The sequence below is a fragment of the Mesotoga sp. UBA5847 genome, from assembly GCF_002432735.1.
GTDB lineage: Bacteria > Thermotogota > Thermotogae > Petrotogales > Kosmotogaceae > Mesotoga.
Genome location: NZ_DJGL01000094.1, coordinates 56,627 through 80,072, shown reverse-complemented (window position 1 = coordinate 80,072; position 23,446 = coordinate 56,627). Strand labels below are relative to the sequence as shown.

The window sequence follows — 23,446 nt, the reverse complement described above, 5'->3', positions numbered from 1 at the left end:
GTTACGAAGATGTTTGAAGCGACAGATTTCCAGATAATTCCGCCTTTTAGAAACGAGCCTTATATCAATCCCGACGACCCCGACGTAAGATCCTTAATGAATCATGCTTTTGAGAAGATCCGATCTCAAGGTAAGGATTATGATCTGTTCATCGGAGGCAAATACTATTCGACCGACAAGAAAATCATCTCAACAAATCCAGCAAATCCAAATGAAGTCGTCGGGAGGGTTTCAAAAGCCAACAAGGACCTTGTTGACAAGGCAATGGAAACCGCTTATCAAGCATTCAATACATGGAGCAGGCTGCCGGCTTCAGAAAGGGTCAAGCCTTTCCTAAGAGCTGCACGCATTATGAGGGAAAGACGGTTCGAACTTGATGCAACTATGATTCTCGAAGTTGGTAAGAGTTGGATAGAAGCAGACGCCGATCTTGCAGAAGCGATAGACTTTCTTGAATTCTACTCTAGAGAAGCCCTCAGATACGCGAGTCCTCAACCACTTGTTCAGATTCCAGGCGAACTAAATGAACTGATATATATCCCGTTAGGAGTTGGGGCAATCATTCCTCCCTGGAATTTCCCTGGGGCGATTATGGCTGGCATGACAACAGCGGCCGCAGTTTCGGGAAACTGTGTACTACTGAAACCCGCATCGGACTCACCGGTGATAGCTGCTAAATTTGTTGAAATACTTAAGGAAGCGGGACTTCCAGATGGGGTAGTCAACTTTGTGCCAGGTTCGGGAAGTGAAATCGGCGATTATCTGGTAGAGCATCCGCTTACAAGGTTCATCTCGTTCACGGGTTCGAAAGAAGTTGGATTGAGAATTAACGAACTGGCGGCAAAGCATAACAATGGGCAGATATGGGTGAAGAGAGTGGTTCTGGAAATGGGAGGCAAAGACTGTGTGGTCATTGATGAAACGGCCGATATTTGTGCAGCTTCATCTGGAGCTGTAATTAGTGCGTTTGGCTTTCAAGGACAGAAATGTTCCGCCGGATCAAGGATTATCGTGGTCGAGGATGTCTATGACGAGATAGTTCGATTAGTGAAGGAGAAAACCGAGGCTCTAACCGTCGGAGATACAACTGATCCTAGCAACTACATCGGCCCCGTCATCAACGAAGACGCAGTGGCCAAGATTCTGAGCTACATTGATGTTGGGAAGAGAGAAGGCAAATTGATAACCGGAGGTAACTCTCTCCAAAGAGAAGGATATTTCATAGAGCCTACAGTGTTTGCCGACGTGTCGCCTGATGCAGTGATTGCACAAGAAGAGATCTTCGGACCGGTAACAGCGATTATTAGAGCACACGATTTTGATCACGCAATCGAGATTGCCAACGGTACGGAGTACGGACTAACTGGGGCGCTTTACAGCAAGGATAGGAAGAGAATCGAGAGAGCTAAGGCAGAGATTCACGTTGGAAATCTATACTTTAACAGGAAGTGTACTGGAGCACTTGTAGGCGTCCAACCGTTCGGTGGATTCAATATGTCTGGTACAGATTCCAAAGCAGGTGGAAGAGATTATTTGCTGCTTTTCCTCCAGGGAAAATCGATTAGCGAAAAAATCCTCTAGTATGCAAGAAGGCCCTTTGCGGGCCCTTCTTGCATTATCAATTTCGCTCCATAACTCTCTTGACCCAAACTGTTCCGCTGAGATGGATGGTTGCTGTTGAACTTGAAGTGGCGGCATAATTTTAGATTGCCACCCAATGGACATCTTCTGCCATTCCAGTGATAATCTCGAGAAACATTTCCAGAGTCTTGGAATCTCTCGATTCAATTTCGAAATAGTTTTCTCCCGGATTAATCACATTAAATAGTCAGTGATCTGCTATGAAAGACGGGCTGTCTAAAAACCTCGGCAGATCTTTGTTTTCTTGGCTCTCTGAACACGTAGAAGTCGATGTCTATTGAGTCTTGTGGGTGAGGCTTTTGGAGAGCCCATTCAACTCGCGCCATGACTTCAAGACCAACAACTGCGAAATTGTGAGGAAGATCCAACTGCGTCTGCTTTCTGGCCTCGTAAATGATCTCGTCCAACTAAGGAACTGTCTCGGTTCCGAAGGCAAAGCTCGAAAACGCAACGGGACTCCCGCGAAGTTCAAAATCAATGGCTTCTATTATCCCTTCAACGATCGGAATAGATACTGGAAACAAGTACAAGCATGAACTCGCGAGCATGATCACGAAAGATCAAGAGAGTAACAAGAATGCTTTCTTCAGTATTTATAACGCCTCCCTTCTCATTTTCCATTTATTGAGACGAAAATCTTAATCGATTATCGCCATTACTTCTTTCACAACATCGTCGGTCAATCTTTCCTTCAAATCTAGGGCTTTGAGGTTTTCTCTAAGCTGTTCAACCCTACTAACTCCAAGGATAATTGAACTAACGTTTTCGTTCTTGAGGATCCAGGCAAGTGCCAGCTGAGCGAGTCCCGTCTCGAGCTTCTCTGCGACATCTGCCAGCTTGGCAACCTTTCTTAGATTTTCTTCAGAGAATATTCTGTTCTCTTCAAGATGCTTTTTCAAACCGGGGAACTTGGCTAACCTACTGTTTTCCGGAATACCACTGTTGTACTTCCCCGTAAGAAGACCACTGGCAAGAGGGCTCCAAACAGTAAGACCAAGACCGTACTGTTTGTAGATAGACTGATACTCCGATTCAACCCTTTCTCTCACAAACATGTTGTACTGCGGCTGCTCAACAACAGGAGGAATAGCATTCAACTTCTCGGCAGCTTTGTGGGCTTCTTCCAGCTCTTTAGAACTCCATTCAGATGTCCCCCAGTAGAAGGCAAGACCGTTTCTGACAATGTAATCCATTCCAAGGACTACTTCCTCCATCGGAGTCTCGGGATCTGGTCTGTGAGCATATAGTATATCAACATATTTAAGCTGGAGTCGTTTGAGAGAATTCCAGGTCCCCTCAAGAAGGTGCTTTCTTGAGAGTCCCTTCTGATTTGGTTTGCTTCCTCCCCAGAAGATCTTCGTGGAAACGACAACTTCCTCTCTTTTGAACTCCTTCAGGATCTCGCCCATCATTGATTCGGCCATACCGCTGGCGTATGCCTCAGCGGTATCAAAAAAGTTAATTCCCGCTTTATATGCCTCTCTCATGGTTTCTCTTGCGTTATCGATATCTAGTTGCGCTCCAAAAGTAAGCCATGATCCGAGACTGAGCTCACTAATAAGAAGACCACTTCTTCCAACTTTGCGATATTCCATAACTTGTCGAACCTCCTTCTCAATGCCGATATAGATTGTTTTAATTATATCATTGTATTCTTTGATACAAATCATGTGGAGGGGGAAACGACAATCGGTTAGCGAAAAGCTTTTGAGAACACGAGAGCGTGGTTTGATGTCAAAAAGCAGGACGATAAGGGCTGGAGCAAGGTTTGGTTATGCAGCCAGAACGGCCAGTCAAACTGCGTATGGTAAGCCTCTGGTTGCCCGTCAACCGCTTCTTTCATGCACTCGGCAAATCCCTGATCTCATCAACAGTATCTGGACTTCGATTTCTACATATGAATTAGGATCAACGTTTGGCGACTTTTTATCATCGACAGAAAGAGTATTGGAGTGAACCCGTTACACACAACTCAGTTGTTGAATGGATTTTCTTTCTTCTCTGATAAACTTGGAGTGAGACTAGAAGAGGAGGTGTTGCATATGTTGGAGAGAACGGATGGGGCATCCGGCATAGAAGGTATCACTTATCAAACTTTGAGCGGTCTCAGCTATTGGGCTGGATTTGTCGGTATATGGACTATAGTAGGTGCCGTTCTTGGGATTATTGGGTCTATCGTAGGTATGGTGGCAAACCCCTTCTCGATTTTCGGTGCTATAAGCGCAGTAGTTGCTTTGATTATGGGGCTGAAACTTAGGAGTTCGAAGAAGGAATTAGACTCGTTTGTCCAATCAAAGGCGTCAATCAACTTGGAAATTGCGCTTGACAGCCTTAGACATTACTTCAGAATTCAGGGAATACTAATAATCCTAGCCCTTGTATTCATAGTTATAACAATAGTTTCCATGGCTGCTATGGGTAGTCTAATGGCAAATTACATGAATAGCTTCTGAAATAGCCAAACTTTGGAGGTGACTAGTTGTTCGTTCTGAATATAGTACTTTTCGCAATAATAGCTATACTCGTTTTCCTTTTCTTCCAGTCGAGAAAGAAGACGAGTTTCAAATCGGAATCGATAATCCATAAGGTAGAGAGAATCTCTGAGTTGAGCACTGCCAAGATGACTACCTTGCTGATTTTCGAACCCGAGAGAGGAAGTCTCGTTCCAGGAACGGTCCAACGATTCATCTTCATCGTTCCATTCCAGGTACGTGGTTATCTCGATCTGAGGAGATTAAGGGAAGATTCCATAGAGGTCCATGAAGGTGAAGCAAGAAGAATAAAACTCACCCTTCCTGCTCCCAAACTCGAAGTGACGATACCTCAGAGTAAGATTCCAGACATCAAAGTAATCAATCAAAGCGGAGTACTCGTAAGAATCTTTGGGAACAGGGATATGCTTAAGACATTTCAGTCATACAGTAAGGAGATTGAGAAACAGGCACTTCAGAGTGCATATGAGATGGGGGTTGAAGAGACTTCAAAAGAAAGCGCGAGAAATTTCTTTCATGGGCTCTTTCTTGGAATGGGGTTCGATGAGGTAGTTGTTCTTTTTGAGCAAGATCAGGTGCCTGACGCACAACCTTCATCTGAAACAATCAGAAGTGATAGAAAAGGTTGAGCTTATAGAAGCTGACGTCCACGAAATGAAAACATTTAGGTCAAGCAATACGAACGAACTCAGGTTTCGATTAGATAGAAAGGGGGATGTTTATGAAGAGATGGATGGTCTACGTTCTAGTTGTTGCTGCCGTGGCTGCAATAATACTTATTATTACGCTTCCCGGAGTCCTAAACAAGGAGCCGCAGATCGAATTACCTGTGCAGGTGGTCAACCAGGGTGAAAAGCTCTCTGTGAATCTGAAGCAATTTGTCAGTGATGAAAAAGTTGACGAGGTTGCTCTTGAACTGATAGATGGGCCCGGTGATTTGTCTGGCTTTTCTTACACTTTTGAACCAGGGTTTTCGTACGCTGGGGAGATCGCTGTCAGGATTCGCGCAACGGATGAACAAGGAAAGAGCTCTGAAGATGTAATGCTTGTTAATGTGATAAGGGTGAATCGACCTCCCGAAATCGATACATCTCCTGTTGTAGTGAATGAAGGAGAGACGCTTTCTATAGACCTGAATTCAATTGCCGTTGATCCAGATGGAGACAACCTGGAATTCTCGGTTGAGGGGCCGGGCGAGCTGGAAGGAAGTATCTACACCTATTCCCCAGGCTACAACGATGCCGGTGATGGCGTCTTGAGAGTAACTGCCAGAGATACTCACGGTAATGAGACAGCTCGCGACATTCCACTCGAAATCATTGATGTCAATGCTCCACCAGTAATGCAAATCAAGAATCAAGTAGTCAACGAGGGAGAACGTATATCGGTGGATATTGCCTCTGCTGCCGTCGACGTAGATGGAGATGAAATCTTCTTCAGTATAGAACAAGGTCCTGGACTACTTGAAGATGGTCTATTCGTATATGAGCCTTCTTTTGCAGATGCTGGAACGAAGAGCGTGATTATCAGGGTAGTAGACAGTTACGGGAACGAAGCCTTTTCAAGCTTCGAGGTCGAAGTCAAAGACTTTAACCGTCCCCCAGAGCTTCTCTTAAGTGACATTGTCTTGAACGAGGGGGATACATTGGAAATTGACTTCCTCGAAAGGGTTATCGATCCCGATGGAGACGAGGTAAGCTTTGCTATCGAAGGACCGGGAGAAATTGTCGATGGCAAGTACAAGTACACTCCTCGTTTCGGCGAAGCCGGCGAGGAATCAGTTACAGTATTCCTGGAAGACGAGAAGGGTGGAACAAGCACTACAGCTTTTAGGATAAGAGTGAACGAAGTCAACAGACCGCCAACAGTATCTATACCAGATTGGGGAGTTAAAGAGGGTGAGACCTTAAGGATATATCTCAGGGCTTTCGTTTTCGATCCCGATGGAGATGATTTGGATTTCGAAATCGTTGAAGGACCCGGCGCTATCGAAGATGGTCACTATCTTTACTCTCCCGATTTCGACTCAGAAGGCACTCATGAAGTCAAATTGCTTGCCAGAGACAGCAAGGGACTCGAAAGCATCGGCACATTTACCGTGGACGTTGAGAACGTGAACAGAGCCCCTGTCAAGGTCATCCCTTCGCTGAATACAACGATTATGGAGACATTCACCCTTAACCTGGACCTGAGCAGTCTCTTTTTCGATCCCGATGGAGATGATCTCGAGTTTGAGATGGAAGGTTATGGAAGAATAGAGGAGTCCAGTTATGTATTCTCTCCCGACTACAACGACCAGGGGCAGAAACTCGCCACTGTCACTGCATACGACAGCCTCGGTTTGTCGGATAGCCTTCTTATTAGAATAGACGTGAGAGACAAGAACAGACCAGCAGATCTATTCATACCAGACGGCATCGCGGAGGTAGGAAGCGAGTATTCTTTATACCTTAGAGAGTTCGCGAGCGATCCAGATGGCGATAATCTTGAATTCAGGCTTTTGTCGGGACCTGGCGAAGTAGTTGAAGGGAGGTATTCATTCATTCCCACCAGAAAAGATATCGGAAAGAATGAGGTCCTCCTGGAAGTCATGGACGAAAAGGGAATGAAAACAGAGAATCGATTCACAGTTATGGTTGAAACCTCAGAAAAGGTAACGATAATCTCATATGCACTTCGCTCAGTTGATAGTGATTTGGTAAGAATCGTTGCTGGTCAGCACGAGATTCTGTCTCAGGAAAGACAGTCAGTAGTTAAAACAGACTGGATCTTCAACTTCAATGAGATTCACTTCTTCGCGGTCAACGAATCGGGAGATACTTTAATCGGTACTGCGGTATTTGATGATGTTGATTCTCAACTCAACAGAAAGATATACTCTCCTGCAGGCGATTACATGGGAAATATCATTCTAGTGACCGAATAGAAATCCCGATATTTCACCAATACTAGCCCCTCTTTCCGGAGGGGTTTTTCACTTCTCTCTATACCCCCAAGGTGTATGGTCTTGTAAAGCTCATTTGAAGATCCATAACGAGATCATGCGTCGATCTAAGCGAGGCACAGTAGTTCATGTGTTATAATTTATCGTTATTTGTGCACAGACTCATGTTTCTTGAGTGCGAAGCTGGCTTACTCGTATGATTAATATCATTGATACTTCGTGTTCCTCTAGGATAAGTGTAGGTTCATGGTTAATGTTGAGTAGTCCAGTTGTTCGGGAATCTGGTTTTTTGTGATCTTCTCGATTTAGAAGAGAAGTGTTCTAGTGTAACCAAATCCAAATGTAAGGAGTGGTGAATTTGCATAGTCCTAAATACCTCACAAGTGTTGACAAAATCGAGGGCCTTAGTGAAGAACGGATAAGAGAAATGAGAAGGGTTACGGAAGTCTATCCCTTTAGGGCCAACGACTATTATCTGGGACTTATTGACTGGAAGGATCCTCACGACCCAATAAAGAGGATAATCGTTCCCGATCTTGAAGAACTCGACGAGTGGGGGGATTTGGATGCTTCTCAGGAGCACAAGTATGCTGTAGCCCCTGGAACGGAACACAAGTATACGGATACTGCTTTGCTCCTTGTTTCGAAGGTCTGTGGAAGCTTTTGCAGGTTCTGCTTTAGAAAGAGACTCTTTTCGACAGACAACAAAGAGATAGTGAATGACGTCAGGCCAGGAATAGAGTATATTAGGAAACACAGAGAGATTACAAATGTTCTTCTCACAGGAGGAGATTCACTAATACTATCCACAGAAAAACTCGGTGACATTGTGAGACAGCTAAGAGAAATAGATCACGTGGGCATAATAAGGTTCGGGAGTAAAATGGTTGCATTCAATCCTTATAGGATAATAAACGATCCCGATCTGCCAGAAATGATCAGTAAGTACAGTACTCCACAGAAGAGAATCTATATAATGTCCCACTTTAACCACCCGAGAGAACTGACAGATCAAGCGGTAAAGGGCCTAAACATTTTGAGGGATGCCGGAGCGGTAATATGCAACCAAACACCTATGATAAGTGGAGTGAACGACAGCGTTGAGGTCATGTCAGATCTATTCAAGAAGCTCTCGTTCATTGGGATTCCCCCTTATTATGTATTCCAGTGCAGACCTACAAAAGGCAATCACACCTACGCAGTCCCTGCCGAAAGAGGTTACGAAATCTTCAAGAAGTCAATAGACAGCGTCTCGGGCCTTGCCAAGAGAGCTCGATTTGTTATGTCTCATGCAACTGGAAAGATTGAATATGTAGGTCTTGATGAGAGCAAAATATATATGAAGTACCATAGAGCCGCAGATCCCAGAAGATACGATCTCTTTATGGCTTTCGATAGAAATCCTGATGCCTATTGGCTGGAAGACTACGTAGATCCAGATACTCTTGTTTAAGAAGGACGGCACACACCGTCCTTCATATCCACTCCGTTCTGGCTAGCGTCAGAAGCTTTTCACGCTTGCTTATTCTATGAAGGCCCTCAACGAAACTACTTTTATTCCGAAATACCCCGTCCACAAGAACCTCATCCTCTTTTCTAGATTCATGCCGGTACTCAATAGTAAGTCTTCGAAGTGTCTTGCCATCAAATTCTTCCGGAATCGCTTCCATAAGCCATTTAACATACGATACGTTATTCGAATGACCATTAGTGTCTAGATCTGACTTTCGAACTCTCAGAGTAGTCATTTCTCCCTTTGACTCAAACTCAGAGATCTTAGGGAAAGAAAGTGGTCGGTGAAAACCCTCGTCAATACCATATCTTCTGTAGAGCTCTTCTCCAATTCGAACAGGTCTTCGTCGATTCTGATCGATCAAGATCCACTGCGAATTTGCCTCAACAATACGTTGCCCTGAATTGTCGAATATCTCGAAACGCCTATAAGCATAGAACCTATCCATTGAATGCGGGGTAGTCCTGACAACCACGCTCTCCATGAAATCTGGATACCTGCTAACTGCAATATCCCAACGAAGCAAAAGCCAGGCATATTCGCCCTTACTCATAACCTCCACGCCGTGGCCGATCTCAACTGTCTGAAGAGTGACTATGTCGTTAAAATAATCCATAATAGCAGAAATTGAGGCCTTCCAATCGTTCTTCAGCTCGTAGTATCTCACTTTGTAAACCTCTTCGGTTACTATTGGTTTCAAGTTCTACCTCCATAGATTTGTCTTTTTCTCTCATAATGCTATGCTCTACTCATGTGTAGACGCTATTGATTGTCGCAGGTTCAGGTACTGGTATGAATATAATAGCATTCTGCGGGATCGACTGCACTCAGTGCGACACATACAGAGCCACTCTAGCCAACGATGATTCAATGAGAAGGGAAACGGCAAGTAGATGGTCAAAAGATTTCGGATTCGACCTCAGCTTCATGGATATCAACTGCAGCGGTTGCCACGGTGATGTGCATTTCAGACTGTGCGATGGTTGCCCTTTCAAGATCTGTTGTGAAAAAAGGGCTATTTCAAATTGTGGAGAATGCGATCGCTACCCTTGCGAGACACTTGATAGGTTTCTAAGAACTCTACCCGGCGCAAGGAGCAGGCTAGATAAGGTACACAGAGAACATTTCAAGAACAGTGAAGAGCAGGTACGATATGAAGGCTTTGCCGGAACCGCGATTATTCTTTTTCTCGAGAATATCTTTCTTCTAGTGTAACATCTATCTACTGCATGTTGCAGTGTCCATTTCTATAAGCACCTATATAGTGTAGCTACAGCCATTGATTTCAGACAGCGCTATGTTAAAATCTCGAACGGGTATTAAGCAATAAGTAATTCATCCTGCATAGTGTTGCCCTATTAACACAAAGTGATATTAACAAAAACAAACTAGAATAATTATAGTTTATAACCCCCCTATCCCCCTTAGATAGGAACCCCATATAGTCCGGATCATTAGATCCGGCTTTTTTTCAATATCATGATTTTGGTTTATAATTGTTTTCATAACAAACCTTTGGAGGTGCTGTCGTGAAGCTGATCGATATTAGAAGTGATACAGTTACAGTTCCAGGAGAGGAAATGCGCAGGATGATGGCCAACGCCGAAGTAGGAGACGATGTTTACGGAGACGACCCGACAGTAAACAAGCTTGAAGAGATCGCAGCAAGTATTCTCAAAAAGGAGGCCTCTCTCTTTGTACCCTCCGGAACTTTTGGAAATCAGCTCTCAATTCTTACTCACACGCTCAGGGGTGATGAAGTAATAATCCCGGCCTCAAATCATATAATAGTTCACGAAGCGGGTGCTTCTGCGGTCATAGCGGGCGTTCAAATGAGAACCCTTGATTGTGACGATGGGATGCCCTCTGTGGAGAGAATAAGGAAAGCGATCAGATCAGAAGACCTTCATTATCCAAGAACCGGCCTCATTTGCCTTGAAAACGCGCACTCAAGCGGTATTGCACTCCCTCTAAAGTATATGAGTGAAGTCTACGAATTGGCAAGAGCGAGAAATGTCCCCCTCCATCTAGACGGAGCGAGGATTTTCAACGCTGCAATTGCCTCTGGGGTTAGCCCGGCAGAAATCGCCGCAAATTCCGATTCGGTAATGTTCTGCCTATCGAAAGGACTTGGGGCGCCGATTGGTTCAATGCTAGCCGGGACCAAGGAGTTCATTGCCAAAGCAAGAAAGGGAAGAAAGATTATGGGAGGAGCGATGCGCCAGGTCGGAATCATCGCGGCAGCAGGAATATACGCTCTAGAAGGGATGACAGATCGTCTTTCAATCGACCATTGTAATGCGAAGTATCTCGCCGAAGGCCTTTCGAAGATCCCGAATGTGGATGTTTTCAATAAAAGGCTGGATATAAACATGGTCTTCTTCAGAATCACGAAGAAAGTCAGTTCACAACCTATAGTAGAAACACTGCTGGATAAAGGTATTAAGATAAATCCCCCAGAAGGTGGAGAGTGGCGCTTTGTGACGAATCTAAATGTCTCGCGCGATGATATCGACAGAGTCCTGATAGAATTCGAATCTGCTCTCAATACTGCCTTAGCAAACTAGGCAAATCCTCCAAACTTTCGATTCTGGGTGCGTAATCAAAATAAGACTTTGAGCGATCAATAAGTATACCCTTTATCCCAGCTCCGGCGGCTCCAAGCATGTCGACCTGTATGCTGTCGCCAATGAACAAAACCTCGTTCCGGGCAAGTTTCAACATTAGAAGAACCTCGTTGAAAATCACTTCTGAAGGCTTATATGATCTTGCCGTTTCGGAAGTCAATAGCACATGATGAGGGATTCTATTTCTCTCAACCACTTTTCTGACAAAGACGTCATCGGCATTCGTCAGAATTGCGACTTTATAGTCCTTGCAGATCCTCTTCAAGACCCTTGAATCGGGATAAGCCGGCAGTTCTGAAAAAGAATCATACATGTAATTACAGTATGATTCCATATCTCCCGGCAACTTGTACTTGTCGATGAGATCCGCTATAAGGAGATAGTAGTAGTATCTCTCAGGTTGAAACGGCATCTTATGACAGTCATTGAAGTACCTTCTGTATAGACTGACAAAGTCTCTTTCTATCTCTTCCGATTGAACTTCAACGTCTTCTGCCATCTTCGAGCAAATTGGTCTGAAAAGCCTTCTATTACTTACAATAGTGCCGAACAGATCGAAAATGATCCCTCTAATCATACGCTCTCCATTGCCCTCTTCTGGATTTAGTCTATTCAATTCTGTATAATACTAATGCAATTCTATCATCTTCAAATACGGTTCTGCGAAGATGGCAGGCTTCATCCGAGCTACCGGAGGTGGCAGACATGTCTAGAGAAATGAGAATTATCTGGCTTCACAACCGCCTGTCAACCAACGACAAAGCCTCCATGAAAGAGTATACTCAGAAGTTCGGAATCTCAAGCCGGCAGGCATTAAGGGACTTCAGATACTTGAGAATAAACCTGGGAGCACCACTCAAGTACTCTAGAAAAAGAGGGAAATACTTCTACTCTGAGTCTTACCGCCTTCCTTCTCTCTTCGAAGACAGCATGAAATCACAGATGATAGCTGAGGATCGGGTGAGCTTCACTTTACTGAAAGCAGTCGAGCGGAAGAAAGCGGTGAGGCTAGTTCTTAGAGGGGGAAGTGAATTCTTATTCCATCCTGCTTGCTTTGACCAGAGGCACGAGGTATTCTACGGAATACACGAAGATGGACATCTATGTATCATAAGGACCGACACAGTTGAGACAGCAAGAGTCTCCAGCATACACTACGTTGAGGAGCCAATGCTGTGGAACAGAGTGGTTCCCCGCGAGGCTGAATTCAAAGAGGTTACCTTTGAACTTGACAGTAAGCTTCAAACTTATCGCTTCTTCCGATTTGGGGATCTGATAATGTTTATTGCTTCAAATGAAGCGATAAGGATCGTTGCACCGGATGATGTGATTGATAGGCTAAGAGTAGTTACCAATATTCTGGAAAAGGTATTGAGTGATTGATATGAGGATTATGTCATTTCGTCAATTTTGATTGCTGCAACTGCACTTTCAGGAGTCACGATAAATGCTTTTCTCCAAACACACGCTCTTCCTTCAACCCTCCAAGAAGCAAACTCACATGTTGTAGATACACCCTCGCAAGGACTGATAGAGATTGAAAAAATTCGATTCGATTCCGTTTTATGACAGGATATTCAGTGGCAGAACCACCTAATGATTATTAGACCGCCCAGCGTGAAATCTAATGTTGCGGTAGTATTCATCACAGGGAATTTCAAGTATTCTCAGGAAGAACTCTCCCTATTTAGATTGCTGGCACTTCAAAACCGAACATATGTTGCAGTCCTATTCGATATTCCAAACCAACCCCTCTTTGGTGGCCTTAGGGAGGATTGGTTATTGAGTTACTCATTCTCCTAATGCATTGAGACCGGTGACTACAGTTGGCCCGCTCTCTTACCTGTAGTTCAATCGACCATCATTTCCATGAGTCTCCTAGATAACTATGCGAGGAATAACGGAGACACTGTAGACGGCTTCATCTTGACAGGCGGGTCTAAACGGGGATGGACTTGCTGGCTCACCGCTGCCATGGATAAGAGAGTTACAGGAATCGTTCCCATCACGTTTGATAATCTGAATGTCGCTGCAAAATGGAACATCAGCTCGAGTTCTGGGGAAGCTTTAGTACCTCAATAAGAGAATATGTTGAAAGTGGAATCCTAGATGGTTTAGATGATCCGACAAAGAGAGATTTGCTTGAGTACATAGATCCCTTCACCTATCGTTCTGAACTGGATATCCCGAAACTCATTGTTGTTGGAACTAACGATCCCTACTGGCCAATAGACGCTTCAAGGTTGTACATAGACGAACTATCAGGCTATTCTTCCATGGTTTACGCTGCGAACGCAGGACATGAATACGAAGTCTTTACGGTAACCCAAGCAATCAGTTCGATGATCCATAATCTCAATACGGGAGAGATTCTCTCTTCATTGAGCATTTCAGAAGAACGATCCGGGAGTTCCACAAAGTTCATCCCGACAGTCGAGAGAGGGGACTCAGAGCTGAAGGAACTAAGAATCTTGACATCTTCTTCTCCTGAAGGCCACTTCAAAAGATCAGAGTTTGACTTCAAGGTTATCGAAGATAACCAGGAACTGAATCTCGTTTGAACAACCGACAGTCTATTACGTTGAGGGTGTTTTCACTTTTGGTGGTAAGGGCTTCTTATTTCAACGCCTGCGTGAGTATTGGGCAAATAACTTGACCAGTGCAGCCAAAAGAAGTATAATCGATTAGATAAGCATCTAATCGTTAAGGGGGTTTTTGATGAGCACTCTTTGCCCAAGTCGAGAAATCCACGTCGACAAAGAGAGATACAGAAAGTTTGCGGAAGAAGTCTCAGGTCTTTCGGAGCTTTTTAGGGTTATTTCCGATGAGACCAGAACAAAGATCGTCTTCCTCCTTTCAAATGCCGACCTATGCACATGTGATCTTGCAGAAATTCTTGGATTAACATTACCAACAATCTCTCATCATCTCAAGCTACTTAGGTCATTCAGACTCGTAACGAGTAGAAGAGAAGGGAAATCAGTCCTATACTCTTTAGGCGACTATCACGTTATTGATCTGATAAAGATCGCAAAAGAGCACTTTGACGAATTGGTTGAGGTTGAGTCGGATGAAGAAGTACAGAATTGAAGGTCTAGATTGTCCTAAATGCGCAGTCAAAATTGAAGACCGGCTTGAACGATCAGGGATTAATGCAAAGATTGATTTCTCTTCTGCAACTGTTGTTATATATGGTGAGAATAATCACTCACTGGACGAACTGAATGAGATAATAAAGAAACAAGATCCAGAACTCTCACTGCTAGAACACTCCAAGATTGTGAGAGACTTTCCCGTTGTGGAACTGACAAGACTGATTGTTTCAACAGCTCTGCTTCTAATTGCGATCGCTTTGTCCACAATTCTTCACGGAGACAGAGAGTTTCTCGAATATGGTCTGTTTGTGATTGCTTATCTCGTCGCCGGTGGCAATACTATCTTGAGGGCCCTGAAGAACCTCCTGAGGGGAGACTTTTTCGATGAGAATTTCCTGATGACTGTGGCGACCCTGGGTGCATTTCTGATTCACGAACTGCCAGAGGCAGTGGCAGTAATGATCTTCTACGGTCTTGGCGAGCTTCTGGAATCGCTGGCTTTGCAGAAGTCTAGGAGATCGGTGAAAGAACTCATTGATTTTCGAGCTGATGAAGTTGTCCAAATGGTAGATGGAGTGTTGAAGACAGTACCTGCAAGAGAGATTAGGCCCGGCGACAGATTCATTGTGAGAGTTGGTGACAGGATCCCTATCGATGGAGTAATAGACTCAGGAAGCACTTCACTCGACAAATCGCTTCTTACGGGAGAAAGCGATCCTGTTTTGGTCGGTGAAGGAGACGCTGTTATCGCAGGAACACTCAATAAGTCCGGTGTGATAGAAGTTGTAGCTTCAGCTACTCTTGAGAAGTCATATACAAGCAGAATGCTTGAATTGGTAGAAGAAGGAACTCTGAGAAAGTCGAGCAAGGAGCGTTTCATCACAAGATTCTCAAGAATCTATACTCCGTTTGTTATATTGATTGCAGCATCTGTCGCCATCTTCCCGCCTTTGCTTTTTGGAGGTACGATATCTGAGTGGCTTCACAGAGCGCTAATACTCCTTGTAATCTCATGTCCATGCGCTCTGGTAATATCCGTGCCATTAAGCTACTTCATAGGAATCGGAAAGGCTTCGAGAGAGGGAATACTCTTCAAAGGAAGCAACTATCTTGAGTCTCTAGGAAAAGTAGACTCGATCTTTTTTGACAAGACGGGGACACTTACTAAAGGAAAACCGGAAATCACTAGGATGGAAAAAGTGGGCCAATACAGTGAAAGAGAGTTGCTGGAATATGCAGCTCTTATTGAGAGCTATTCTACTCATCCTATTGCAGATCGTTTCGTTAGGTTGGTCTCTGAGATTCCCAGTTACAAGAGCGTTTCCAACTACTCAGAGATAGCTGGGAAGGGCGTCAAAGCCGAAGTCGACGGCAAGGAAATCAGTATAGGCAACTATCGCCTCCTAGAGGATCTTGGAATCGAGTACAAGGGAGACAATGGATCCAACAAGCTGTTTATGGTAATAGATAGCAGCATTGAGGGAGTGTTTGAGTTGTCAGATGCTCTTAAGGACGATTCATCAGAAGCCCTGGCTAGATTGAGAAGACTTGGGATCAAGGAGATAGTGATGCTTACCGGTGACCACTACGATGCTGCGGCCTCTGTGTCCACCAGCCTTGAGCTTGATGGTTTCGTTTTTAGAGCAACCCCCGAGGAAAAAATGAACATTGTGGAATCGGCTTTGAGAAGAGGGAAACATGCAGCTTTCGTTGGCGATGGCATAAACGACGCTCCGGTAATCGCTAGAGCTGACGTAGGGATCGCTATCGGAAATTCTGGAGCAGATGCAACGATAGAGACAGCAGACGTAGTTCTCTCAAGTGACTCCCTCACAAAAGTCGCGAGAGCGATAGAGCTTTCAAGACTGACAAATAGCATAGCTATCCAAAACATCGTAATCTCTTTGGGAATAAAAATCCTTTTCATCTGCCTTGGCGCTCTGGGTCTCTTGAACATGTGGGGGGCTGTATTCGCAGATGTTGGAGTAACTCTCGTAGCTGTTATGAACTCACTAAGACTACTTAGAGAATGAACGAGAAGAACCTTTTCTTTTCGCAATCCGATGTCTGCAGGAAGTCAAAGTTTCAGAACGAAGCAACAACTAGCCGCTAACTCATGATCACTCTGTATTTGTCTCCGGCAGCTTTTTCTATCGAAACCTTCGAGAAGAATTCAAGCGCAGTGATATATGCATGTGAAAGCACAATCCCAAGATCTATCCAGTGGCCCCCTCCAATCACGTTGCCTTTTGTCCAGATGTATAGATCGCCATTCTGAACGTTGAATCTCCAGGGTTGCCTATTCATCGAAGAAGGGGCAAGTCTGCATGATTCCAATATTTGAAGCAACCTCTCATCTTTGGGCAACGGTCCCTCGACAAGAGATTTCAACTCCTTCCTTCTCACCATTCCGGTAAGGACATCGTTTAAGGTTACCTTCCCTGAATCTTCCTTACCAAGGATAATCCCTGCAGGAGAGCCTTCCTCTCTAATCCCGGCATTCCAGCAACTGCCTAATCCCATCTTGGTCACTTCCAGAACAATGATTTCTCCCTGGAATCCGTATTCCACAAGGCAGTTCGGCTTTTCGGGACACGGTGCAAATATAACACCCGATCCTTTGTTTAGATCTCTAAGGGTCCATTTCAGGTGCAAAGAATGAAGAGTGGGAAGCTCCCTGAAGAAGTTCATTAGCCTTTCCTTCTCCTCAGCAGACAGGTCGTAACTGAGGAACTTCCTCGTTGAATGCCTCATTCTTATTGTCTCAATAATCATGTGCACCTTCGCAAAAACTACTCACCCGAAATCTTCAACCCCTCTATTGCTATCGAGATCGGTCCATAGTAATCTCCGTCCAGTTCTGTCTCTTTCGACAGATAGATTGAATCAAGTTCTCTTAGATTACCGGTTACTGAACCTCCCGACACCGCGATTCTCTCCGAACCATCGAAATACCAGCCTAATCTTATCTCTCCTCCGAAATCACCCGTTGTTTCATCAACGTCAACTGCCGAAAAATTACTAACCTCCAGATGATCAACTTTTCGCATCTCGTCAATGCTGAGACTGCCACGACCAACCGAGAAGTTCATAACAGCACCTGTTGGTTCGATTCCCAGGTAGTGGGAATATTTGATGTCACCCCAGTAATTCTTCAAGATCCCATTTTCGATAACCGTCCTCTTCTCAATGAGAAAACCATCATTGTCAACAGGAAGGCTGAAGTATGAACCTTCAAGTTCCGGTACGACTTCAAGCGTTATCTTATCTCCCGATTCTCCTGACTGAACAGAGTCTCCAGGTTCAGCTTCGGATATCCTGTCATACTTAAGACGTGCATTTGCCTGTTTCAAATAGTATCTCATTACCTCTTTCGCCGGCTCTCCCGTAAGTAATACCGGTATCCTGTCTAAAGTTGGCGTAGGAACAGCATTAGCCCTTTCACAGACCATCAGAAGTAGCCTGGAAATCCTTTCGCTTATACGTTCAACATCGGGAAGCGCAAGGAGAAACTGATCGTACAGCTCAACTTCTTCTCTGCCAGAAGCACTTACAATGCTTTCGATGTATGTTCTATATTTTGAAAAAGTCACATCGAGACCTTCAGAGTTGAGAATGTGGTACCCGTTTCTCGTCACAAAAATCTCAACAGAATTCAACCATGAATTGGACGGTTTTTCATTGTAAAAGATTGCTCCAATCGCGTCTCTTGAAAGATCGTGAAGGTCATGTTCGGCTGTTTCGAATCTCCGTGAAAATCTCGGTGCCATTGGATACCAGGGATTCTTAACGAACCCTGCAGCAAAAAAGGCCTCCTGTATTGACTGGACGATTTCCTCAACCGTTGTTCCCGGGTTTACGGTAACCGTCGAGCTTCCCCTGTATTTCTTTTCGCCCTCTTCAAAATCACGGTAGACAGTTACTTCATACTTCTTTACCTTTTTCGCCCTTCCAAGATCTGCCTTGTTCCCTACAAAGAAATACTCTTCACTCTCAATATTCTCTTCCCTTATTCTCCATGCATCTACTGAATTTGCTTCAAGGTTCTTTACAATTGTCTCTATCATTATCCCAACCTCGCTTTTGCCTTAATATACGGTCCGCCCGCAGAGACTTTAGCGAACTCCTTGTGACCTTTACCGCAGGCTCCCGTTCCTGAGAGCTTGAAATCTCCAGATACCATGGAAATCGACTTCAGCAATGAAGGTACATATCCTGTCATCATTACTGGAGATACTATGCGACCTGTAAACTGGCCTTTATTGATCTCGCGTCCGTAGGCTATGACACACTGAATCCCCCAGTTTTTGGGATCCTCCATTCCACTGTAATAGTCCTCAAGAAGAAAACCATAATCTATTGATTCGATCATATCTTTTAGATCATCTTTTCCCGGAGAGAAATATGTGTTCGTCATGCGTGCATATGCTTTTCTCTCAAACGATTCCCTCTTACCGTTGCCGGTCGGCTCAGTTCCAAGAACAGATGCAGAAATCAAATCTGAAATTCCCCTCTTGAGAATTCCCTTTTCTATTATCACCGTGTCCTTTGCCAGACTGCCTTCATCATCAAAAGCGTAAGATGAAACCTCTCTTACACCGGCCGCTCCGTCATGCATCGTAACTAACTCAGACGCAACCTGCTTTCCCAGATACTCGACGGCCTTTGCCCTCCCCTTCACAAACATGTCCATTTCGACTCCGTGTCCGAAAGCTTCGTGAGCAATCAGTCCCGCAACATCGGGCGAGCAAATTACATCGTACTCACCTGGATCTATTCTCTCGGCCGAGAGCAGAAGTCGAGCATTCTCGACGACTTTTCCGACGAACGCTTCCATCTCGTCTAGAACCTCCAGACCCTTCAGTCCCGAAAAACCTTTCATACTATACTTGGTCTTCTTGTTTCTTCTGGCAACGACGTACAAATAACCTTGAGACCAGATGTAGGATTGTGAGAGCTCCTTCCTGGAAGAAATGAAGAGCTTACTCACTTGCACGTTTTCCATGAGGGCCATAACGTTTATCACTTCATTGGAGAGTTCGTGAGCCCTATCCTTAAAAGAAGAAAGTCTATCGATTATCTCTCCTGCCGAAAGAGAACCCGGAAGAATTACAACTTCGTCATTGAAACAGAGTTTTGATTCCTCTTCTTCGAACATCGATACTTCTGAAGCGTCTAGACTTTTCTCATTCATACTTTTCCTGAACGCAGAAAGCTTTCTCTTGACATACTTGACAATTTCCTCAACTGATTGATTCCCCATTTGATTAAACGAGAATTCAAAGTAACCTCTTCCATCATGAATCCTGAGCACGAACCCTCTTTCGGACCATCTCGAATCGTTGACGCTAATCCCAGTTGTCATCACCTGGTACTGTTTACCCCTGACATCCGTGCCGAGAACTGAAACGTAAGGAAAGTCACGTTCCAGAGAACGCAAAAGTTTTTTCATCAAGTCCCGTTTATCGTTTAGATATCTTGAATCTTCTACCTTCATCTAGAACCTCCTAATGCAATGGTATTTTGTTCATCACTAAGCAAGCCTTCTCCGAAGAGTAGACTCTAGGATTTCCGAGCAGGTTTCTTATGACAAATTATACTATAATTTATCAAGGATTGAAATAAATGAATTCTGTTGTGAATATAATTAATCAATATCCACGCTATAATGAAATATTCTTTTGCGATTCTTATTTCTTCACTTCACATTAACAACAGAATGCTATTCTACACCCTGGAACAAACGTTTTTAGGAGGCAAAAAATGGTCAAGGTTGAGAAAATCACAAAGACTTTCGAAAGTCGAAGAAAAAAGGTCGTAGCAGTAGATTCGTTGAGCTTTTCCGCCGAGCCAAAGAGCATTTATGGCCTTCTAGGGCCAAATGGTGCCGGAAAGACTACAACCCTCAGAATTATCTCAACTCTTCTCAAGCCAGACAGAGGAAAGACAAGCGTAATGGGATTCGACTGCGTAGTTCAACCCACAGAAGTTCGGAAGAGAATCGGTTTCCTTACAAGCGATATGAAACTATCGGGAAACCTAACACCAAAGGAACTGCTTAAATTCTACGGCGAACTCAGTCATATGAGGGACACAGATATCTCTAGACGGACAAAGGAATTATCAGTATATCTGGATATGAATGACTTCCTTGACAAGAGAATCGGGAAGCTCTCTACAGGAATGAAGCAAAAGGCTGCGATAGCAGTCAGTCTTATTCATGATCCCAAAGTTATAATCTTTGATGAACCCACAAATGGTCTGGACATCCTTACGGCAAGAACAGTCACCGACTTTCTCAAAGACTACCGCGACCAGGGAAAGACGATAATAATCTCCACTCACATCATGTCTGTTGCCGAAAAGCTATGTAATAGAGTTGGAATTATCTTCAAGGGCAGGCTAGTTGAAGACGACACTCTTGAAGGGCTTTATGAGAAGTTTGGCGAAGACAATCTTGAAGACGTGTTCTTTAAGATTGCCGACAGAGAAGGGGTGATTGAGATTGTTTAGGGATGCTCTAATTATCTTTCGAAAGGAACTCAAGAATATATTCAAGGACGCCCGAACTGTCTTCGCAGTTCTTATTTTGCCGATGTTGATCATGCCAGTGATCTTCCTCGTAATGAACACAGTTTCTTCATCCCAAGCCAAAACCTACGAAAAAACAGTCTACAAGCTGAAGATAGTTAATTTGCCCGATAGGAGGTTCCTGAATTTTCTTGACCAGATGATTTCATTTGAAATTGACGAAAATCTTAGCGAAGAATCGGTCAGAAACCAGGAGAACTCAATCATGGTAGAGTTTCCCGCAGATGCCGCGGAAAGAGTTCGTGGTGGAGAGAAGATAGATGCGCGTCTCTTCTATAATTCGACTTCAAGAGGTTCTTCGTATGGGGCTCAAATAGTTCAGAATGCCCTATTGTCATATTCATCTCTACTTCTTTCGGAGAAGCTTCTCGAACATGGATTGACACTCGAAGATCTCAATCTAGTAAGTGTAGAGAAAAGAGATGTTGCGCCGGAAGAATCTCGGGGAACAGAGTTGCTGGCCACATTGATCCCGTATTTCCTGCTCATTTACATCTTCGCCGGATCCATGAATATAGGCCTCGACACAACTGCGGGCGAAAAAGAGAGGGGAAGCATGCCTGTCCTGCTTGTTAATCAGGTGTCGAGATCATCAATTGCTGCAGGGAAGATTCTGTATGTAATGACTATTGCGATCCTGAACAGCATATTCACCTTCATCGGCCTGATAATCGCTTTTAGAGTTGGAGGACCTGCATTTGGGGCTGGTGAGCTCAATTTCTCATCCCTGTCAGCCACAACTCTCTTTGGTCTCTTCATTACACTGGTGACAATGTCTGGGCTCGCAGCCGCCTTAATTGTTCTCCTTGGCTCCTTAGCAAGAAACATGAAAGAGGGAAGCGGTTATGTGATGCCCATATATATTATCGCAATAGTACTGGGAGTTGCAACTATGCAGATGGAGTCACCCGATAACCTCCTGCTTTACTTCATCCCGCTTGTAAACTCCATCTTCGTCATGAAGGATATTATTACTGCTAACTTTGTGATGACGAGATTTGTGCTAATGTTGTTGAGTAATCTGGCTTACATATCACTGTTCATATACTTCTTGACAAAGGTCTTCAACAGCGAAAAGATAATGGATAGTTCAGGTTCTTGAGATGCCTTTGGTATGAAGTAGCCTGATTATCGTAAATGGAGGGCAAACGCCCTCCGTTTTAATTTCATCAATTGAGGGCTGTTGGTTTATCATTGAGTTAGAAACGAAAATGTTGGAATCTTATTTTAGGAGAAGCCAGGGTTGAGAAGAATAATTTCATTAGGAATTGCTGCTTTTTTAGCTTTCACACTACTCCTTGGGTCTGAGGTACTGGCCGATAGGTACCTCCAGTTGTTGTTGCGTGGCAACTATTATCTTGCATACGAAATGCAGAGCGTGCGGGCAAAAGGTCTGTACAATGTTGAGGAAATGGAAAGAGAATTCCAGCAGCTAAGAGACGAGTACGGAAACTATCTTTTTGTCTTCTCGACAGAGAGGAGCGAGATAAGAGGTTTCACGGTCTTCATCTTTCACGCTCAGTTCGAGAGAGGATTTATAGATTTCAACGTAGTAATTGATGATCAGGGAAAGGTCGACACTTTTGTAATTCAACCGACTCTTCAACCGGGAAGTATAGCCGAGTATATCGATACAAGCAAGTTTGATGAATTTGAAATAACAATTGGCGAGGGAAGATACCGGCTTCCCGCAGTAATTACCGTTCCCAAAGAGATTGACAAGTATCCACTTGTGATTCTCATACATGATTCGGGAGCTATGGACAGAGATTCTACAATTGGGCCGAACAAACCATTCAGGCAGATAGCCTGGGGACTGGCGACTCAAGGTGTGGCCGTTCTGAGGTATGACAAGAGATCCTTTGTATTCGGAGAGCGGCTGTCTCAATCCCCTCCTAGCATCGAAACAGAAGTGATTGAGGATGTCGTCAGTGCAATAACAGCCGCGTCGAGAATACCGTCAGTTTCATCAATATTTCTTGCTGGGCACGGACTCGGAGGCAGAGTTGCCCCAGTAATCGCCGCCAGAGACCCTAGAGTTGATGGGATTATTCTTCTTGCCACCCCGGCCAGAAGAGAGCTTCAGGTAATAATCGATAAGCAGAAGTACTTTGCATCGATTTACGAGACAGATAGAGGGCAGCAGACACAACTTCTTACAGATTACTTGCAGGCCGCGCTAGATGGCAAATTACCCCCAGGTACTCCTGTTCTTGCGGCAACGGCCGGCTACTACTATGAACTTGACAGAATGAATCATATTGAGACCATAAGGGAATTGGAAATACCGGTCCTAATAGTCCAGGGTGATGCAGATTTCGAGTCAACCGTTCAGGACTACATAATGTTTATGAATGCACTCTGGACACGAATCAACGTCTATTTCCAGTTATTACCCGGTCTGGACCACTATTTCATGCCTGTAAGAGATGGCTTGTCAACACCCGATCACTACTATGAGTTCAGACATGTCGACAGACAACTCATCGACACAATGTTCTCCTGGATATACATCTTCGACTAAGGAACGCTCATGGTGTTTC

At 44.3% G+C, this 23,446-nt stretch carries 20 protein-coding genes and 1 pseudogene; 14 read left to right on the top strand and 7 right to left on the bottom strand.

What is annotated here, in order from left to right; translation table 11 throughout:
* Nucleotides 1-9 precede the first annotated feature (9 nt).
* Nucleotides 10-1,581: an L-glutamate gamma-semialdehyde dehydrogenase gene (gene pruA / locus B3K91_RS12045; protein WP_292589535.1), complete on the top strand. Its 1,572-nt coding sequence runs from the start codon at nt 10-12 to the stop codon at nt 1,579-1,581.
* A gap of 239 nt (nt 1,582-1,820) precedes the next feature.
* Here the strand turns inward: pruA and B3K91_RS12040 are convergent, their stop codons facing one another.
* Both B3K91_RS12040 and B3K91_RS12035 read right to left on the bottom strand, forming a co-directional pair.
* Nucleotides 1,821-2,048, bottom strand: a complete 228-nt coding sequence (locus tag B3K91_RS12040; RefSeq protein ID WP_292589533.1) for a hypothetical protein — start codon at nt 2,046-2,048, stop codon at nt 1,821-1,823.
* A 231-nt stretch (nt 2,049-2,279) separates the two neighbouring features.
* Nucleotides 2,280-3,236, bottom strand: coding sequence for an aldo/keto reductase (locus tag B3K91_RS12035; protein WP_214060587.1), 957 nt, complete (start codon nt 3,234-3,236; stop codon nt 2,280-2,282).
* A gap of 447 nt (nt 3,237-3,683) precedes the next feature.
* Here B3K91_RS12035 and B3K91_RS12030 point away from each other — a divergent pair, with 447 nt between their 5' ends.
* From B3K91_RS12030 to B3K91_RS12015, 4 genes are all read left to right on the top strand, one after another.
* On the top strand, nt 3,684-4,094 hold the full coding sequence (locus B3K91_RS12030) for a DUF5362 family protein (RefSeq protein WP_214079569.1): 411 nt from the start codon (nt 3,684-3,686) through the stop codon (nt 4,092-4,094).
* A gap of 26 nt (nt 4,095-4,120) precedes the next feature.
* The gene (locus tag B3K91_RS12025) at nt 4,121-4,762 is read left to right on the top strand and encodes a DUF4230 domain-containing protein (RefSeq protein ID WP_292589529.1); all 642 of its coding nucleotides are present in this window, start codon (nt 4,121-4,123) and stop codon (nt 4,760-4,762) included.
* A 92-nt stretch (nt 4,763-4,854) separates the two neighbouring features.
* Nucleotides 4,855-7,059: an Ig-like domain-containing protein gene (locus B3K91_RS12020; RefSeq protein WP_292589527.1), complete on the top strand. Its 2,205-nt coding sequence runs from the start codon at nt 4,855-4,857 to the stop codon at nt 7,057-7,059.
* A 376-nt stretch (nt 7,060-7,435) separates the two neighbouring features.
* Nucleotides 7,436-8,530, top strand: coding sequence for a KamA family radical SAM protein (locus B3K91_RS12015; protein ID WP_349680369.1), 1,095 nt, complete (start codon nt 7,436-7,438; stop codon nt 8,528-8,530).
* Between the two features lie 22 nt (nt 8,531-8,552).
* Here the strand turns inward: B3K91_RS12015 and B3K91_RS12010 are convergent, their stop codons facing one another.
* Nucleotides 8,553-9,290, bottom strand: a complete 738-nt coding sequence (locus B3K91_RS12010; protein ID WP_214061484.1) for an acyl-[acyl-carrier-protein] thioesterase — start codon at nt 9,288-9,290, stop codon at nt 8,553-8,555.
* A gap of 92 nt (nt 9,291-9,382) precedes the next feature.
* Here B3K91_RS12010 and B3K91_RS12005 point away from each other — a divergent pair, with 92 nt between their 5' ends.
* Nucleotides 9,383-9,805 carry a DUF3795 domain-containing protein gene (locus tag B3K91_RS12005; protein ID WP_292589523.1) on the top strand — a complete coding sequence of 141 codons (423 nt, stop codon included), beginning with the start codon at nt 9,383-9,385 and terminating at the stop codon, nt 9,803-9,805.
* 314 nt (nt 9,806-10,119) lie between these two features.
* A complete protein-coding gene (ltaE, locus tag B3K91_RS12000) occupies nt 10,120-11,157 on the top strand; it encodes a low-specificity L-threonine aldolase (protein WP_214061483.1) in 1,038 nt (345 codons plus the stop codon).
* On the opposite strand, the gene B3K91_RS11995 is transcribed toward ltaE, so the two are convergent.
* Nucleotides 11,135-11,794 (bottom strand): HAD family hydrolase, encoded by a 660-nt coding sequence (locus B3K91_RS11995; RefSeq protein WP_214061482.1) that lies wholly within the window; start codon nt 11,792-11,794, stop codon nt 11,135-11,137. The two genes, ltaE and B3K91_RS11995, sit on opposite strands and share 23 nt — an antisense overlap.
* A 128-nt stretch (nt 11,795-11,922) precedes the next feature.
* Here B3K91_RS11995 and B3K91_RS11990 point away from each other — a divergent pair, with 128 nt between their 5' ends.
* The 4 genes and pseudogenes from B3K91_RS11990 (at nt 11,923) to B3K91_RS11975 (ending at nt 16,345) form a co-directional block, all read left to right on the top strand.
* Nucleotides 11,923-12,600, top strand: a complete 678-nt coding sequence (locus tag B3K91_RS11990; protein ID WP_099829973.1) for a hypothetical protein — start codon at nt 11,923-11,925, stop codon at nt 12,598-12,600.
* 213 nt (nt 12,601-12,813) lie between these two features.
* Nucleotides 12,814-13,778 (top strand): annotated as a pseudogene (locus tag B3K91_RS13710) (PhoPQ-activated protein PqaA family protein).
* A gap of 157 nt (nt 13,779-13,935) precedes the next feature.
* Complete coding sequence (locus B3K91_RS11980; RefSeq protein ID WP_214061479.1) at nt 13,936-14,307, top strand: ArsR/SmtB family transcription factor; 372 nt, start codon at nt 13,936-13,938, stop codon at nt 14,305-14,307.
* On the top strand, nt 14,288-16,345 hold the full coding sequence (locus B3K91_RS11975) for a heavy metal translocating P-type ATPase (RefSeq protein ID WP_292589517.1): 2,058 nt from the start codon (nt 14,288-14,290) through the stop codon (nt 16,343-16,345). Before B3K91_RS11980 ends, B3K91_RS11975 begins: the two co-directional genes overlap by 20 nt.
* A 76-nt stretch (nt 16,346-16,421) precedes the next feature.
* Here B3K91_RS11975 and B3K91_RS11970 read toward each other — a convergent pair whose 3' ends face one another.
* From B3K91_RS11970 to B3K91_RS11960, 3 genes are read right to left on the bottom strand one after another with little or no spacing between them, the layout of a single operon-like run.
* Nucleotides 16,422-17,087: a nitroreductase family protein gene (locus B3K91_RS11970; RefSeq protein ID WP_292589514.1), complete on the bottom strand. Its 666-nt coding sequence runs from the start codon at nt 17,085-17,087 to the stop codon at nt 16,422-16,424.
* Nucleotides 17,088-17,104: 17 nt separating this feature from the next.
* The gene (locus B3K91_RS11965; protein ID WP_292589512.1) at nt 17,105-18,379 is read right to left on the bottom strand and encodes a metallopeptidase TldD-related protein; all 1,275 of its coding nucleotides are present in this window, start codon (nt 18,377-18,379) and stop codon (nt 17,105-17,107) included.
* Nucleotides 18,379-19,809 (bottom strand): TldD/PmbA family protein, encoded by a 1,431-nt coding sequence (locus B3K91_RS11960; RefSeq protein WP_214060114.1) that lies wholly within the window; start codon nt 19,807-19,809, stop codon nt 18,379-18,381. The genes B3K91_RS11965 and B3K91_RS11960 overlap by 1 nt, the downstream gene beginning before the upstream one ends.
* 266 nt (nt 19,810-20,075) lie before the next feature.
* Here B3K91_RS11960 and B3K91_RS11955 point away from each other — a divergent pair, with 266 nt between their 5' ends.
* The 3 genes from B3K91_RS11955 (at nt 20,076) to B3K91_RS11945 (ending at nt 23,427) form a co-directional block, all read left to right on the top strand.
* Nucleotides 20,076-20,825, top strand: a complete 750-nt coding sequence (locus B3K91_RS11955) for an ABC transporter ATP-binding protein (RefSeq protein WP_292595279.1) — start codon at nt 20,076-20,078, stop codon at nt 20,823-20,825.
* A complete protein-coding gene (locus tag B3K91_RS11950; protein ID WP_292595276.1) occupies nt 20,812-22,005 on the top strand; it encodes an ABC transporter permease in 1,194 nt (397 codons plus the stop codon). Before B3K91_RS11955 ends, B3K91_RS11950 begins: the two co-directional genes overlap by 14 nt.
* Nucleotides 22,006-22,146: 141 nt before the next feature.
* The gene (locus tag B3K91_RS11945) at nt 22,147-23,427 is read left to right on the top strand and encodes an alpha/beta hydrolase (protein ID WP_214060112.1); all 1,281 of its coding nucleotides are present in this window, start codon (nt 22,147-22,149) and stop codon (nt 23,425-23,427) included.
* Nucleotides 23,428-23,446 lie beyond the last annotated feature (19 nt).

Coding starts and splice junctions, on each gene's coding strand:
- B3K91_RS12020 (WP_292589527.1), top strand. CDS start 4,855: ATGAAGAGATGGATGGTCTACGTTCTAGTTGTTGCTGCCGTGGCTGCA.
- B3K91_RS12035 (WP_214060587.1), bottom strand. CDS start 3,236: ATGGAATATCGCAAAGTTGGAAGAAGTGGTCTTCTTATTAGTGAGCTC.
- pruA (WP_292589535.1), top strand. CDS start 10: ATGTTTGAAGCGACAGATTTCCAGATAATTCCGCCTTTTAGAAACGAG.
- B3K91_RS11965 (WP_292589512.1), bottom strand. CDS start 18,379: ATGATAGAGACAATTGTAAAGAACCTTGAAGCAAATTCAGTAGATGCA.
- B3K91_RS12005 (WP_292589523.1), top strand. CDS start 9,383: ATGAATATAATAGCATTCTGCGGGATCGACTGCACTCAGTGCGACACA.
- B3K91_RS12030 (WP_214079569.1), top strand. CDS start 3,684: ATGTTGGAGAGAACGGATGGGGCATCCGGCATAGAAGGTATCACTTAT.
- B3K91_RS11955 (WP_292595279.1), top strand. CDS start 20,076: ATGGTCAAGGTTGAGAAAATCACAAAGACTTTCGAAAGTCGAAGAAAA.
- B3K91_RS11980 (WP_214061479.1), top strand. CDS start 13,936: ATGAGCACTCTTTGCCCAAGTCGAGAAATCCACGTCGACAAAGAGAGA.
- B3K91_RS11975 (WP_292589517.1), top strand. CDS start 14,288: ATGAAGAAGTACAGAATTGAAGGTCTAGATTGTCCTAAATGCGCAGTC.
- B3K91_RS11960 (WP_214060114.1), bottom strand. CDS start 19,809: ATGAAGGTAGAAGATTCAAGATATCTAAACGATAAACGGGACTTGATG.
- B3K91_RS11970 (WP_292589514.1), bottom strand. CDS start 17,087: ATGATTATTGAGACAATAAGAATGAGGCATTCAACGAGGAAGTTCCTC.
- B3K91_RS11995 (WP_214061482.1), bottom strand. CDS start 11,794: ATGATTAGAGGGATCATTTTCGATCTGTTCGGCACTATTGTAAGTAAT.
- B3K91_RS11990 (WP_099829973.1), top strand. CDS start 11,923: ATGTCTAGAGAAATGAGAATTATCTGGCTTCACAACCGCCTGTCAACC.